The organism is Kitasatospora sp. NPDC058444, from assembly GCF_042721415.1.
Classification (GTDB): Bacteria; Actinomycetota; Actinomycetes; order Streptomycetales; family Streptomycetaceae; genus Kitasatospora.
This window is the reverse complement of the sequence record NZ_JBHXLL010000037.1, coordinates 77,752-92,750: the sequence shown is the minus strand read 5'-3', so window position 1 is coordinate 92,750 and position 14,999 is coordinate 77,752. Positions and strand designations below refer to the sequence as shown.

The following is a 14,999-nucleotide window of genomic DNA, read 5'->3' as shown; positions in this document are numbered from 1 at the left end:
CCCCCACCCCGGGGACCGGACAGGGGCACCCGGAGTGACCCACGAGGCCTGTACCGCGCACCCGCGCGGCACAGGCCTCGCGCCGTCCCCGGCCGCCTGCTCCTGCCGGCCGTGCTCACCGGTCGTGTGCGGCCCGCGTCAGTGCCCGCACCCGCAGCGCCGGAAGCCGAAGTCGAGGGTGTGGTCGTTCTCGCCCGGCCCGCCCGTGGTCAGCGCCCGCTCGGGATACCTTCCCCCCGGCGGGGCGATGCCCTTGGAGTTGACGAAGGGGTCGTCCCCGACGTCGTGCCGGGTGGGCACCCACCGGTACAGCGGACCGCCCTCGGCGTAGTCGGACGGCTCGTCCAGCCGGATCGTGTACCCGGTGCGCGGCCGGAGTCCGCCGGCCACGTTCGAGTCGTCGAAGTAGTACTCGCCGCGCGCCGTCGTCCGCGCCGTTCCGACCAGCCCGCCCGCCCCGTCGTACAGGTGGACGGTGACGCCCGCCACGGGGAGCTGGCCCGGCTGCTGGACGCCCCTGCGCTCGGGGTCGTACCAGACCCGGTTGCCGATCTGCAGCGGCGCCCGGTCGCAGAGCACCTCCAGGTCGCCCATCGAGGCGCCCTTGCCGAACGGTGCGGGGACGTCGGCCGGGTTGAGCCGCAGCCCGAACGCCGGGTCCGGCCTGCCGTCCGCCCGCTGGACGAACGACGTGCCGTAGCCGAGGGCGGTGCTGTTGGGGTCGAACCCGGAGGTCCCGATGGTGGTCTCGACCTTGGACAGCGCCATCCCGGCGTAGGCCGCGTTGTGGTGGAAGCCCATCCGGCTGGTGTCGAAGAAGCGGGTGCCCCGGGGCGAGAGCCCGCAGCCGTTGTTGGTGTCCATCACGTAGCCGCCGTCCACCGGGCAGGCCTTGTTCAGGTCCCCGCCCGACAGCACCTCCCCGACCGCGGAGCCCGACGCCGCCTGGCCCGTCGCCCGGTCGGCCATGCGGTCGCGGAAGGAGAGCAGCATCGAGCCGTCCGCCTCGAAACCGACCTCGCCCAGCTCCGGCTCCGGCTGGGCGCGGAAACCGGAGCAGGCCTGGCCGTTCTGCGTCGTCGGATAGGTGTCCGTCCACGGGAACCATCCCGCGCCGTCGCACGGGCCCGCACCGACGGTCGACTGGCGCGGGTAGTCCAGCGGCTGGTCCAGCACGGCCGGCCGGAACCGGCCGGTGGCCGGGTCGAAGGGCAGCACGATCGCCCGCAGGTCCGACACGCTGCCCGTCGACTCGCCCGAACACACACCGCCGAGGTAACCCGTCCCGTCCTGCAGGCCCAGCCCGAAGGGGCGCCAGTCCCGCGCCGAGGGGCAGCCCGGATCCGGCACGGGGTAGACGGCTTTCGGCGCCGCCGCACTCGGCCCGGTGGCGTCGTAGCGGTACAGCCGGCGGTCGTTGAGGTTGACGACGAACAGGTCCCTGCCGTCCTCCGTCACCTTGAGCCCGCCGAGGCTCTCCCTGCCCGGCGCCGCCAGGAACGCGTCGTCCGTCCCCGGCGCGTGCGCCGTGCCCCCGGCGTCCGGGACGGTGGCGAACAGCGTGGTCCGCCTGGTCGTCACGTCGGTGACGTAGATCCCGCCGGGGCCGCCCGGGCCGTAGGCCGTGGTGCGCTTGGCCGCCGCCGAGGAGAACACCCGCCGGTCGGCCCTGCTCCACGCGATGCCGAACAGCGTGCCGGTCTGCGCGTCGGTGGCGATGTCCGTGACGTCCACGTCCACGCCGTCCTGGCCGCGCGCACCGTACGGGAACGACACCAGCGTGCGCTGCGCGCCGCCGCCCCACGTGGTGTTCTGGCAGGTCGTCACCAGGGGGGCGTTCCGCTGGCAGTAGTCGCCGGGGCTCCACAGCCCCGTGGTGTACGAGACGTTCGCGCCGCCGGAGAGGTCGACGAACTCCTCGTTGGAGCTCAGCCGGTCCGGCGCGCCGTCCAGCCCCTGCCGCGAGGCGAAGGCGGGGAACAGCACGCCCGGCCTCGGATTCACCACCCGCACCCGGTACGCGCCGCCGGGCGCCCGGCCCGGCGGCGGTGCCAGCGTCACCGTCCCGTCGGCCGCCGTGGTGCCCTCGACCTGCGCCCGGTCCCCGCCGGTGAGCGTCACCCGCACGCCCGCCAGCCCCGGTTCCAGCGCGGGCGTCCACACCCCCGAGGCGTCCACGGCCCGCACCACCCGGACCGTCACCGTCCCGTCCCCGCTCTGCGGGTACGCCGCCGGCGCCGTCAGCGACCCGCTGCCGACCAGCGCGACGGCGAGCACCACGGCCCGCGCGACGCGCGTCCCTCGTCTTCTCATCCCCACCTGGGCCCCACTCTCGTGATCAGCGGGCAACGGACGCCCGATCCGGCCAGGCCCTCCAGGAGAGCGGCAACCGGTCGTCCACGGCCCCGCTTCGGGCCGCGTTCACCGGTGGGTGTGACGGACAGCGGGCCGGAAATCGCATCAAGTTCGGATACCAACCCACAGGTTCGCATGCGACCGGAGGTGGTGCGACCGCCCGCTGGAGCGCGGGCCGCGTCATCCCAGGTCGAAGGTGTTCGGCAGGCCGAGGCGGTAGCGGGCCTCGTCGACCAGCTTGAGCGGCTCCAGCTCCGGGGACCGGAAGAGCCCCCAGATCCGGCAGCGTCCAGCCGTCGAACCGTCCGCGTCCAGCAGGGCGTTGACGGCGCGCCGCGCGGACTCGTTGGCCCCCTCCATGGTGGCCAGGTCGACGTCGGTGCGGACGTAGTCGCCGGCCAGGAAGAAGTTGCCGACCGCCGTCGCGGCGGAGGGCCGGTCGTGGAGCGTCCCGGCGGGGTGCACCAGCAACTGCTCGCGGTTGGCCGGCGCCGGCCCGCCCAGGCCGGTGACGGCCGGGTCGAGGAACCACGAGTGCACCTCCGCGTCCGCCGGCCACCCGGCGCCCGGCCGGTCGAAGGCCCGCCGGCACTGCGCCCAGACCTCGCGGGCCACCTCCTCGCGGGTGCACTCCTTGGCCGTCCTGCCGTAGAGGATCCCGGGCCGGTCCCACTCCGAGACGCAGACCGACAGGCAGTCGCGCACCGTCCCGTCGCCGTAGGCGGCCGCGAAGTCCCGGTCCCAGAACTGCGCCTGGTTCACGGCGGTGAGCGACCACGGGGAGTCCAGGGCGACGGCGTGGCCGTGCACCGGCCGCACCGGGCGGCGCAGGTAGAACTGGATGCCCGTCATCCAGTCCGTGCGGATCGCGTCGCAGCGCGCCAGTCGGGGATCGGCGGCCCGCAGGCGCGGGCCCCAGGTGGCGCGGGCGTGCTCGACCGGCAGCGCGCTGAGGTAGTAGTCCGCCCGCACCGTCCCGGGGGCGCCGCCGCCGGCCGGCGCCACCCGGACCCCGGTGATCCGGCCGTCGGCGTACAGCACCTCCCGGACCTCGGTCCCGGTCCTGAACTCGACGCCCAGCGAGGACAGATGGGCCACCCACGGGTCGATCCAGGCCTCGCTGGTGGGGCCGTTGAGCACCCGGTCGGGCTGCCCGTCGACACCGCGCCCCAGCAGCCCGTTCAGCAGAAAGGCCTCGAGGACGGTGCGGGCCACCGTACGGGTGCTGGCCTGCTCGGCCCGGGTCGCGACCAGGTCCCGGGTCAGACCGACCCCGAGCAGGCGCTGGTAGTCGTGGGACATCCGCCCGGCCCTGATGAAGTCCCACCACGGCACCCGTTCCCACTGCTGCTCGCGGCGCAGGTCGCAGCTGGTCAGGTGGACCAGGACCCGGTCCGTGAAGTAGGCCAGCTCGTCGGCGGGCAGGTGCAGCGCCTCGTCCAGCACGCCGGCCAGGGTCCGCCGCAGGGCGTCCGGGGCGAGATCGCCCAGGTCGAGCGGGCGGGTGAGGCTCCGGAACGGCAGTAGCAGGCCCGGGCGCGGGGCGTCGAAGGCCAGCAGCGCCTGGGTGGCGTCGCGCAGGTTGTCGTGGACGCCACCGGGGCTGCCGGCGCAGGGGATGCGGCGCAGGGTGTCCGGCAGGTTGCGGTAGAAGCCGGGGAAGAACCGGAAACCGTGCTCGCCCGGCAGCGCCCGGCGGCCACCGGTCGCACTGCCCGGCACGTCCATGCTCCGGGCCTTGCCGCCGAGCGCGGCGTAGTACTCGTACACCGTCACCCGGTAGCCGCGCTCGGCCAGTTCGTGCGCCGCGCTCAGCCCGGAGACCCCGCCGCCGAGGACCGCCACACTCCGCCCGGAGCCGCCGCGGACGCCGGCACCCGCGCCACGCGCAAGCGCGGCGGCGCCCGCCGCGGGCCCGAAGGCCGCCAGGCTCCCGCCCAACACGGCTGTCCGGGCGAGGAACTGACGCCTCGTCCGCCTGCTCACCGCACCCTCCCGCGAACCCTCGGCCAACCCCATGACGCACCCACCTCCGGCCTCCTGGTCACCCCGAGCGGCCGGGCCGACCCCCGGTGTGCAACGACCGGACCCGGCGCCGGTCACCCGTAACCGGCGGTTCTCCTCACGGGTACCGCGAGGGGCGCCTGCCCCCTGCCGGGCGCGGCCGACCGGCTCGGCGCGACCTCGTCAAAACCGCCCGCCGATCGCGCAGTTCGACGGTCCGGCCCGAGCAACGGAGGCGAACCGCCCGGACGCAAGCCGTAGGGTTGGCGTGTGACGGATGAGCTGTTGTTCGAAGCGGCACGGACCGGCGGGGGCGGCGGCGCGGCGGGCTGCCCGCGGTGCGAGGAGACGACGGAGATCACCGTGTTCCGCGAGCGGCACCGGCCCGTGGTCCGGGGCCGGGGCGTCGCGCGGTTCCTGGCGGCGGTGGTGCTCCTCCTGCTGGCCGTGAAGCCACTGACCAGCGGGCATCCCGCGGGCATGGTGCTGCTCGCCCTCGGCGTGCTGTCCGCCGTGTCGTGCGCGAGGGCCGTGGCACGGACTCACTCCGGCGGGCCGATCGATGTCGTCTACTGCCACCACTGCACCGCCCGGTCCAGGGCGACGCCGTGACGGCGTCGCCGGCCCGGCCGGTGACGAGTGCGCGGCCCGGGAAAGTCCCCGCCCCTCCCACACCGGTGACCGCCGCCGCCCACACGCCGTGGTGATCCGGACCGACGCCGAGCCCGGGCCGGCGCGCTCGTCCGACCAGGAGGGAGCCATGGCCACCGCACCGATCACCCCCGGCGACTTCCCCACCAGCCCGCTCGCCCTGCGCTTCGCCGACCCCGCCCGACAGGCCAAGGCCCGCGCCTTCGCCTCCGAGCAGGCGAACGCCGCCGTCGAAGCGGCCGCCATGCTGGCCCGGAGGTGGGAGACCACCCCGGGCGTGCCGGCCCGGGTGGCCGCGCTGGCCGCCGTCCACGCGCACCTGGTCGACTGGCGCTACCGTCTCGCCGTCACCATGGGCCCGCCACCGGGCATCGCCGGCGCGGCCTTCAACCCGGAGCGCTTCCGTACCCCGATCCGGGAAGGCGACACCAACTACGACCGCCTCGGCGAGGTCGGCCGCCTGCGCGAGGGCGCCCGATGGGACCAGGCCGCGCGCACCTACACCGGAGGCCTCGCCACCCCGGCCTGGGAGGCCATGCTCCGCTACGGACGTCTCGCCGAGCAGCGCTTCGCCACCGAGGGCGTCGAGGGCGACATCCTCCAGAACCGGGTGCTGCTGCCGGACGGCCGGCGGATCGCCGGCAACCGCCTCCTGCGGGGCGAAGCCGCCCACCGCACCGACGCCGAACTCACCGCCCGGTACACGGCCCGTGGCCTGGACGCCTCCTGGGTGGAGAGCGGCGGCAAGCCCCTCTACAGCGCCACCCCCACCCCGCAGGACAGCGCCCTCCTCCACGCCGCCGCCCTCGACCTCCTGGCCCGCCCCCACCTCACCACCGAGGACTACCTGCTGGCCCGCTACCTGCTCTTCCAGGCCCCCCGGACCAAGAAGGGCAGCGACGCCGTGACCAGGACCTTCATCGTTGCGGTCGGCGCCGTCGCCCTCCCCGGCACCGCCCCCGCCCTCCCCGAGGACATCGACCTGCGCTGCTACGTCCTCGGCCAGCCCCTCTGCCGCACCGCGGCCGGAACAGAGCCCGCCCGGCCACGGCAGAACCCGTGACCACCGGCAGGGCGGACGGGACCGCCGCCGAGCGAGCCGCCGCGCCACGGCCCACCGCCGGAGCACCTCGCCGTCGGGCGGGGCACACGCCGTCCCCGCCGCTCCGCCTCCCCGGGCTCAGCGCTCAGCGCAGGACGGCGAGTTCGGCCACCACGGCGCGGTGGTCGCTGCGCGGCAGGGCGTGCTCGGAGATGTCGACGGCGGTCAGTGCCGGGCCGTGCAGGACGTGGTCGATCTGGATCGCGGCCGGGACGCGGTAGTCGGGGTGGTCCTGCGGCCAGGTCGGGAAGAGGCCCGCGCCGAGCTCCTCGTGGGCGTCGGCCAGGCCGGTGTCGATCAGGTCGCGCATCGGCTTGTGGTCGAGGGTGGCGTTGAAGTCGCCCAGCAGGACCGCGTTGCGGGTGCGTCCGGGCGCGGCGGCGCGCAGGTCGTGCAGCCCCTCGGCCCAGCGGCGGGCGTCGCCGAGCGGGTAGTAGGTGTGCACGGCGACCAGCTGCACCGGGCGGCCGCCGACGTCGACGGTCAGGTTGGTGGTCGGCCAGGCCGGGTCGGCGGTGGAGCCGACGGGCAGCCGGGTGTAGATCGCCGTGTCGGTGTTGGCCGGCCGCTCGCGGTGCGGCAGCAGGGCGCGGATGCCGGCCGCGTCCAGCGCGTCGGCGGCGGAGTCGCTCTGCTCCTCGACCGCGAGCACGTCGATCCGCTGGTCGCGTACCAGGTCGACCACGGACTTCGGCGAGACCTGCCCCATGAAGTTGTTGCTGGTCGCCACCCGCAGCCGGGGCGCGTCGGCCGGCGCGTCGGCCGCGTCCGGGACGAACCGGGGTATCAGCCACCACAGTTGCAGCACCACCAGCGCGGCCGCGACCCCGGTCAGCCACCGTGCCCGCAGCACGGCCACCGCCGCCAGCAGCAGCACGCTGAGCAGCGCCGCGTACGGCAGCCCGGCCATCGGCAGGGCCCACACCGTGCCGTCGTCCCACCCGAACAGCCGCACCGCCGCGAGCACGGCCGGGCCCAGCAGCAGCACCCCGCACCCGATCAGCGCGGCGGCACGCCACCGGCCCCTGCCGGCGGGCGATGCGCTCTTCGACCTACGGTCCGTCACGGTGCTCCTCCCCACGGGGACGGCCGACATCCGTGATCATCGGCCGCCGTCGTGAAGGACGGACGTCCACGCCCGGGGCCCGGTTCCGCGCCCACGGGGCCTGCCCGGCGGGCCCTTCCGGTTACAGCCGGTACCAGTCGTCCCCGCCGGCGCGCAGCGAACGGCCGAGGTAGTCGCGCAGGTCGTTGGCCACCCACCGGCGGCTGTCGCTCTCGTGCTCCCAGACGAACACGTCCGGGCGCTGCGGCTTCCGCACGAAGGCGAACTGGTCGCCGCCCCCGTTGTCGCCGAAGAACAGGAGGGCGTCGAAGGACATGTAGAGCTGGGCGAAGGTCTCGTCGGACCAGAAGCGGAGGTTCTGCTCGACGATCCGGTCGAGGGTCCAGACGGTGTCCACGTGAGTGTGGCCGAGCACCCCGTCGCTCTCCGACAGCAGCAGCCTGAGGTCCGCCGGCAGGGCTCGCCCCAGCCGCCTCTCGGCCTCGACGATCTCGGACGTCCCGACCGGCTCCCGAAGCCCCGCACCGGGAAAGACTTCCCGCACCGACTGTCTCCACATGGCCCCGAGCCTAGCCAAGGGCGGCCTCGTCCCCACGAGGCGGTCGGTCCCGGCGGAGCCGTCCGGTGCGAGGACGTCCGCCCGGGGGCCGGCGACCGCCGCACTGCCGCCGTCGGGCTTCACTGTCCAAACACCGGACACCCACACCGCCTCCCCACTAAGGTGAGGCCCGATTCACCGCTTGGCCATCCCCCCGACCAGCGGGCATCCATCATGCCCGCCGCCAGGACTGGAGTGAACCGACCATGCATCCTCGTCCCCTGTGGAAGCGCCTCGCCGGCGCGGTCGTCCGCCGCGGCATAGGCGCCACCCTGGGCGCGCTCGCGCTCATCGCCTCGTTCGTCCTCGCGGGAACCGCCGCCGGCACGTCCAGCGCGGCCGCCCAGCCGGCCGGCGCCACCAGTGTCACCAGCACCGGCCAGTGGGCCTGCTCCGGAGCCGCCATCCCGAACGGATGGGTCATCACCGCCTACAACAAGGACGGCTGCAGCGGCTGGGGCTCGTGGTTCCAGCAGCCGGAGGCGGACGGCCTCTACAGCTGCGGCGGCTCCCCGATCTATCCGGGGTACGTCATCACCGACTACATCAAGTACGGCTGCAACGGGATGGGCGCCTGGCGGCACAACCTCGTCCAGGACGGGATCTGGACCTGCGGCGGCTCCCCGATCGTCCCGGGCTACGTCGTGACCGGCTACGTGGTCTACGGCTGCAACAACGTCGGTGCCTGGTACCACCAGATCGCCAAGGCCGGCCTGGTCACCTGTCCCAACTCGCCGATCCCGCCGGGCTTCCGTTCGGGCGCCTACTGGGGAGGCGGCTGCACCGGCCACGGCGGCTACTACCTCCTCAGCGCCTGACCCCGCGCCACGTCCGCTCCATCGGAGGCACCGCACGCCGTGCGGTGCCTCCGGCACGTCCCCGCCCGACCTTCGAGGGTGCTTCAGGGCCCGCCCGTCGGTGCGGGGAGCAGCTCCTGCCGGCCAGGTCGAGCCCCGACCACCAGGCCCGCTGTTCCGGTCCGCCTCCCGGCGGCGGATCATCGGACCGCCTGCTCCGGAAGTTCAAGAACCGGTGATGTGCTGGTCCCGCCCGGCTTGGTACACACGGGAGTTGTCGCGGGCTTCCGCCCTCATGACGATCGGCCGATGCTGGGCCCGGTCGCCTTCGGATGGTGCCGGAGCCAAGTGTTCGTCCAACAGCCGCTGCAGTTCGTCGGCAAGAGCGGGATCCTCTCTGAGCAACTGCTGCAACTGCAGACGCCAGGAACCCGCCAGCGCCTGCTCGGTGTCCTCGTCGCCCTGCTCCCTCGCAGCCAGTACCTGTGCACGCACTGTCTCCAGCTCGGATCCAACCTCGTCGGCCCGGTCCGGGCGTCGGCGCCGCCACCACTCCACCACCGCGGCGCGGGTCTGCTGCCAGCCGTCAGTTGCCATCGCGCTCACCAGCGCGCTTCCCGCTGCCACGACGACCGGATCCATTTCGCCCCCCACGTCGACAGGACACTGCTGTGAGGACCGTAACCGGCATCGTCCCGAACTCGGAGCCCTCTGCGCAAAATCGCGGCGTTCTGCCATCACCGAGCGAGCGACGGCGCCGCTCCATGGACAGACCCGCTTCCCCCGTGGCGGGGCCGTCCCAGCGGTGGCATCATGAGGCGGCGGCGGATCCGGTGGGGGGAGCTGAGGGTGGGCGCGATCGTCTTACAGGCACACCGGGCCGTCCGGGACGAGCGTGTCGCAGAACGATGAGCGGCACAGGGTGGCAGGAGCCCGAGGACGCGGCGGAGCAGCCACCTTCGATGAGCGCCACGGCCGACAACGAGGCCAGGATCTTCCAGTCCGGTCGTGACATGGTCGTGGCGGAGGCCGGCGACGTCCATTTCCACTACCTGGACGGCGTACGCGAGACCCGGCGGGCCCCCGTGGACGCCGTCGCGCAGTGTCCGTACCCGGGCCTGAAGTCGTTCGAGCCGGGCGATGCCCAGTGGTTCTTCGGCAGGGACGATCTCGTCGCGCAAGTACTGGCCGAGCTCGACCGCGACGCCGAGGGGCCTCTCGTGATCGTGGCTCCCTCCGGGGCGGGGAAGTCCTCGCTGCTGCGGGCAGGGGTGCTGCCGGCGCTGGCGGCGGGCCGCCTGCCCGGTTCGGCCGGCTGGAGCCGGTTGTTGCTGACCCCCACCGAGCGGCCGGTCGACGAACTGACTGCCCGGCTGGAGCGGGTCGTCGGGGGCACCGCCGCAGACGTCCATCGCGCGATCGAGGCGGGTCCGGAGGCGGTCGCGTCCGCGCTGCGTGCGTCGTTCGGCACTTCTCGGCTCCTACTGGTCGTGGACCAGCTCGAAGAACTGTTCACCCTGTGTACCGACGAGCTGCAGCGGCATGCGTTCCTCGATCTCCTGGACGCTCTGGCCGCTGGTCCGGAGCCCGCCGCCGTTGTCGTCTGCGTCCTGCGGTCCGACTTCTACTCCCGGTGCGTGACCTACGCCCCCTTGCGGTCCGCGCTGCAGCACCGCCAGATCGTCGTCGGGCCGCTGTCGCAGGAGGGCCTTCGGGAAGCCATCCTCTTCCCTGCCCAGGAGGTCGGACTCGTCCTGGAGCCCGGGTTGGTAGAGCTGATGCTGGCCGACCTCGGGTGGCCGGGGATGGAGGCCGGCCGACTGCCGCTGCTGGCCCACGCCTTGCGGGCCGTCTGGCACCAGCGGCAGGGCAACACCCTGACCGTCAGCGGGTACCGCACCATCGGCGGGATCGGCCAGGCCGTGGCGACCAGCGCCGAGCGGATCTACTCCGGCCTCGACCCGGCGGGGAAGGTGGCGGCCCAGGCCATGTTCCTGCGGCTGGTCCGAATCGGTGAGAGCGGTGACGGAGCGGAGGACACCCGTCGCCGTGTCGCCCGGTCCGACCTGCCCGCCGGCCTCGTCGCGGTGTTCATCATCGGCCGACTGCTCATGGTGGAGCACGACACCGTCACCATCGCGCACGAAGCCCTCGTCCGCGCCTGGCCCCGCATGAGGACCTGGATCGAGTCCGATCGTGCCGACCGGCTCGTCCGCCAGAGCCTCGAAGAGGCCGCGGCGGCCTGGGAACGCGACGGCCGGGATCCCGGCATGCTCTACCGGGGCGAACGTCTGGTCGCGGCCAGGCGGGTGACCCACGAGGCCGGCCCTCTCGCCACTGTCTTTCTGAAAGCCTCCGCGCAGCGGGCCCGCCGGGTCGCCGCCCGTCGTCACCGGGTGATCGCGGTGCTGAGCGCTCTGGTCCTCGTCGCGGTCGCCGCCGCGGCGGCCGCCGTACAGCAGAGCCTCACGGCCCGGTCCGAGCGCGACACCGCCGTGTTCCACCAGCTCCTGGCCAAGGCGGACCATCTGAGGGGGACCGACCCGTCGCTGGCCGCTCAACTGGACCTGGCCGCACACCGCATGCGCGAGGCGGACCCGGAGGCGTACACGCGACTTGTCAACGATGCCGCGTCGACGCTGTCGACTGCCTTGGCCCACCGGAACCCGGTCGGCGAGGTGGTGTTCAGCCCGGACGGTCGGCTCCTGGCCGGTGCGGGGCTCCACGGGGCCCTGGAACTGTGGGACACAACCGAACCGCAGCACCCCGCCTCCCGAACCGAGCTGCTGCCAGGGCTCGACACCGGTGTCCTGTCGGCCGCGTTCAGCCCGGACGGCAAGCTGCTGGCAGCCGGTAGCGACGGACACCTTCGGCTGTGGGACGTCACCGACCCCGCCCGCCCGAAGGCCGGGGCCGACCTGAGGACGAACGGCGGCGTCGGCGCGATCGCCTTCAGCCCCGACGGCGGACGTCTGGCCGTGGGCGACGACAAGCAGGTCCGGGTCTGGGACCTGGCCGTCCCCTCGTCACCGGCCCCGCTCGGCGAGCCGCTCGGCCAGACCGACACCGTCACCCGCCTGCATTTCGGCCGGGACAGCAACGTCCTGGTCGTGGGCGTCCCGGTCACGAACCCGACGGACGCCGCGGTCCGGGTGTGGGACCTGACCGGCTCGACCGCGTCCACCCCGCGCAGCACGGCCTTGACGGTGGAGGGCCGGCATACCGCGAGCTGGTTCGGCATGAGCCCCGACGGCAAGGAGGTCGCCGTGGCGGCCGGTGGCGGGACCGTCCACCGGTGGGACATCGGCGATCCAGCGGCTCCCGCACCCCTGGGGGAGCCGCTGCCCGGTCACGGCAGACTGCCGGCGTCCCTCGCGTACAGCCCTGACGGCCGCGTTCTCGCCGTCGCAGGCGACGACGGCGCCATCCGGCTGTGGGACGTCACCGACCGCGCGCGCCCCAAGCCCGTCGGCACACCCCTGCCGGGATCCTCCCCGACGTCCGGCCCCCTGCGCTCGGACCTGCTCGGCAGTGGCTACGAACTCGTCTTCAGCCCCGACAGCACCACACTTGCCGCGGCAGGCGACGACGGAACGGTGCGCCTGTGGAACGTGGTCCTGCCCGAGCACATCACCCCCCTCGGCAACCCGCTCGTCGGCCACGGTGACGCCGTCCGCTCCCTGACGTTCGACCCCGACGGCAGGACTCTGGCGACGGCCGGGATGGACAGCACGGTCCGGCTGTGGAGCCTGCCGGGGTCACGGCTGGCACAACAGGGCGATCCCTCGGGAGGCCTCTCGATCAGCTCCGACGGCGAACTCCTCGTTGTGCGCAGTGACGACGGCGCCCCGGGCATCCGGATACTGCGGACCACCCCGGCGGGCACCTTGGCCAGGACCGGGGCCGACCACCTGTTCAAGGACGTGTGGGCGGCGACGTTCAGCCCGGCCGGGCGGACGCTCGCGGCCGCCACGACCGACCAGACCCTACGGCTGTGGGACCTGCGCGACCCGGCCTCGCCGCGGACAGTCGGAAGCACGAAGACCGGACACCAGGACCCGATCAATCAGATGACCTTCACCCCGGACGGGGGCGCACTCTTCACCAACGACCGGACGTCGGTACAGCTGTGGGACGTGAAGGACCCGGCCCGTCCGAGGGCACTGGCCACCCTCGTCGATCTCACCGACCGGGCGGCACACGACTACCTCGTACGCGTCGGCCACCTGGCCCTCAGCGCCGACGGAACCGTGCTCGCCGTCGAAACCGGCGAGGGCGCGAGGGAGACGAGCGTCCACTTGTGGGACGTCCGCGATCCGGCCCGGCCACGTCCGACCGGCACCCTGTCCGCCCCGCTGGGCACTGTCGAATCGGGTCCGCCCGTCTCCGTCACCTCCCTGGCTGTCGTCGGAACGACCCTCGTCCTCAGTGACCAGGACGGAAGGCTCCACCTGTGGGACATCGGCGACCCGGCACGACCCCGCTCACGTGGTCCCGCCGTCACCGCCCACGCCGTCAAGGTGACCGCCCTGGCCCTCGATCCGCAGGGCAAGACCCTGGCCACGAGCAGCGAGGACCACACCGTGCGCCTCTGGGACATCAGCGACACCTCCCACCCCCGCCCCCTCGGCACACCCCTGACGGGCCACGCGGGACCGGTGACCGCCCTGACCTACAGCCAGGACGGCAGACACCTGGTGACCACGAGCCGCGACGGCACCGTCCAACTCCGCGTGCTGAGCCCGGACGACCTGTCCCGCACGGTCTGCGCCACCACCTGGCAGGCCCTCACGCGCACCTCATGGGAGCGCCACCTGCCGGGTATCCCCTACGAACCCCCCTGTTGACTCACCCCACACCCGCTGCGAAGCGCGTACGCGACGCAGCAGTACGAGCGGCGGACGGACCTGATTGCGGTGGAGCTCCTGGGCCACCGGCACGTCGCCTCCACGACGGACCACGTCAAGCCCTTCGCCCGGTTCGCCGAGGACGTCTGGCAGCGCGTCACCGGTGGCCCTGACAGGCTGACCCACAAGGGGCCCCGATGACCGACCCGCCGACCTGTTCTCGGAGGAGCCACACCCGGTGGAGGCCACGGACGGTAGCCGCCGAATACACCTGGGCCGAGAAGTCCGCAGTGCCGGTGCTGTCCCCAGCCCGCCGGCGCAGGTGAAGCCGTCCCCTCTTCGGGCCGCCTTCCTCGGGTCTCGGCCGGCCCGGTCGGCTCCGCCGAAGCGGCCGACCAGGGCCGACCAATGCCGACGCGCGCGCCGCCTCCCGTGGCACACGAGGGCCGGTGGCGGTGTGCCGGTCGGCGTGGTCACCAGCGGCGTCGGCGGAGCCGGGGGAGCAGGAGGCACAGGCCGGCGAGGACGAGGGTGGAGAGCACGGCGGCCACGGGGTTGGGGAAGTGCCCCGGCCCGGTGGCCGATGCCTCGGCTGCTCCGGCGCTGCCGGGAGCCGTCGGGAAGGTGACGGTGGCGCGGGTGGTGTGTTCGACCCGGCCGCTCTTGAGCGTGAGTTCCGCGCTCCACGGGCCGTCGGGCAGCCGGGCGTCGAGCGGGACGACCGCCTCCGCGAGGCCACCCGGGGCCGCGGTGGTGCCCGTCTTGGCCGGGAAGGGACCGGCGCGCAGGCCGCCCGGCCCGTCGAGGAGGGAGAGCGCCCCGGTGATGTCCAGGGCGCGGGCGCCCGTGTTGTGGATCCGGGCGCGCACCTCCTGCCGCCCGTCGCGGGTTCTGGCCGGGGAGAGCCGCTCGATCGTGAAGTCCGAGGGCGGCTCGCCTCCGGGACCGACGTCGACGTACATGCGGACCCCCACCCGGCCCAGGAGCGTCAGGTTGTGCGAGCGGTCCGCGGGGGTGCCCGTCTGGGCCCAGACGACGCCGTAGCGCTCCCCGGCGGCGGCGTCCTCGGGCACCCGGATGGTGGTGCGCACCTGTGCCGTCGCGGAGGCCGCCAGGTCGAGGTCGGTCTTGTCGAGTGACGTCCAGCCGGTCAGCTCGTTGGGGGTGCGGTCCGGCGCGAAGGTGAACCGCCCCTCCTCGATGGTGGCCGCCGCGGTGTACACGGTGACGTGCATCGGCGTGGACGACTCGTTGCTGACCTCCACCCGCCGTTCGATGGTCGAGCCCGGCGCGACGTGGTCGACGACGTAGGCCTGCGCCCGGGGATCGGCGCGGCGGCTCTCCGGGGCGTCGAGCAGTCTGATGCCGATGGTCTTCCGCCCGGACGTCGGCTGGGGGGAGGACGTCTCGGGCGCCCCCGACGCCCCGGGCACCCCCGGCCCCGGCACCCCCGGCACTCCGGGAACCCCCGGAACCCCCGGTCCGGGCATCCCGTCCGCCGTCGCCGGCGTCGCCCCGACCGCCTGGACGACGGCCAGCAGCATCAGCAGGACCCAGTAGCGGCGCGCACCACTCATGC

The 14,999-nt window shown here is 73.9% G+C and carries 11 protein-coding genes; 5 read left to right on the top strand and 6 right to left on the bottom strand.

The window, feature by feature from the left end:
* Window positions 1–138: 138 nt before the first annotated feature.
* Window positions 139–2,313 (bottom strand): SdrD B-like domain-containing protein, encoded by a 2,175-nt coding sequence (locus ACFWP2_RS30070; RefSeq protein ID WP_380457203.1) that lies wholly within the window; start codon window positions 2,311–2,313, stop codon window positions 139–141.
* A 222-nt stretch (window positions 2,314–2,535) separates the two neighbouring features.
* The gene (locus ACFWP2_RS30065) at window positions 2,536–4,374 is read right to left on the bottom strand and encodes an FAD-dependent oxidoreductase (protein ID WP_380457201.1); all 1,839 of its coding nucleotides are present in this window, start codon (window positions 4,372–4,374) and stop codon (window positions 2,536–2,538) included.
* 255 nt (window positions 4,375–4,629) lie between these two features.
* Between ACFWP2_RS30065 and ACFWP2_RS30060 the strand changes: the two genes are divergently transcribed.
* Together ACFWP2_RS30060 and ACFWP2_RS30055 are read left to right on the top strand one after the other, a co-directional pair.
* The gene (locus tag ACFWP2_RS30060; protein ID WP_380457199.1) at window positions 4,630–4,971 is read left to right on the top strand and encodes a hypothetical protein; all 342 of its coding nucleotides are present in this window, start codon (window positions 4,630–4,632) and stop codon (window positions 4,969–4,971) included.
* Between the two features lie 148 nt (window positions 4,972–5,119).
* On the top strand, window positions 5,120–6,073 hold the full coding sequence (locus ACFWP2_RS30055) for a hypothetical protein (RefSeq protein WP_380457197.1): 954 nt from the start codon (window positions 5,120–5,122) through the stop codon (window positions 6,071–6,073).
* 124 nt (window positions 6,074–6,197) lie between these two features.
* On the opposite strand, the gene ACFWP2_RS30050 is transcribed toward ACFWP2_RS30055, so the two are convergent.
* Complete coding sequence (locus ACFWP2_RS30050) at window positions 6,198–7,178, bottom strand: endonuclease/exonuclease/phosphatase family protein (protein WP_380457195.1); 981 nt, start codon at window positions 7,176–7,178, stop codon at window positions 6,198–6,200.
* Window positions 7,179–7,299: 121 nt separating this feature from the next.
* Window positions 7,300–7,737, bottom strand: a complete 438-nt coding sequence (locus ACFWP2_RS30045) for an SMI1/KNR4 family protein (protein ID WP_380457193.1) — start codon at window positions 7,735–7,737, stop codon at window positions 7,300–7,302.
* Between the two features lie 245 nt (window positions 7,738–7,982).
* Here ACFWP2_RS30045 and ACFWP2_RS30040 point away from each other — a divergent pair, with 245 nt between their 5' ends.
* Window positions 7,983–8,594 carry a hypothetical protein gene (locus ACFWP2_RS30040; protein ID WP_380457191.1) on the top strand — a complete coding sequence of 204 codons (612 nt, stop codon included), beginning with the start codon at window positions 7,983–7,985 and terminating at the stop codon, window positions 8,592–8,594.
* Between the two features lie 204 nt (window positions 8,595–8,798).
* Here ACFWP2_RS30040 and ACFWP2_RS30035 read toward each other — a convergent pair whose 3' ends face one another.
* Window positions 8,799–9,215 carry a hypothetical protein gene (locus ACFWP2_RS30035; RefSeq protein WP_380457189.1) on the bottom strand — a complete coding sequence of 139 codons (417 nt, stop codon included), beginning with the start codon at window positions 9,213–9,215 and terminating at the stop codon, window positions 8,799–8,801.
* A 143-nt stretch (window positions 9,216–9,358) separates the two neighbouring features.
* Here ACFWP2_RS30035 and ACFWP2_RS30030 point away from each other — a divergent pair, with 143 nt between their 5' ends.
* Window positions 9,359–13,420: a hypothetical protein gene (locus tag ACFWP2_RS30030; protein WP_380457187.1), complete on the top strand. Its 4,062-nt coding sequence runs from the start codon at window positions 9,359–9,361 to the stop codon at window positions 13,418–13,420.
* Between the two features lie 69 nt (window positions 13,421–13,489).
* On the top strand, window positions 13,490–13,621 hold the full coding sequence (locus ACFWP2_RS30025; protein WP_380457185.1) for a hypothetical protein: 132 nt from the start codon (window positions 13,490–13,492) through the stop codon (window positions 13,619–13,621).
* 272 nt (window positions 13,622–13,893) lie between these two features.
* Here ACFWP2_RS30025 and ACFWP2_RS30020 read toward each other — a convergent pair whose 3' ends face one another.
* A complete protein-coding gene (locus ACFWP2_RS30020) occupies window positions 13,894–14,997 on the bottom strand; it encodes a peptidase (RefSeq protein WP_380457182.1) in 1,104 nt (367 codons plus the stop codon).
* Between the last annotated feature and the right edge of the window lie 2 nt (window positions 14,998–14,999).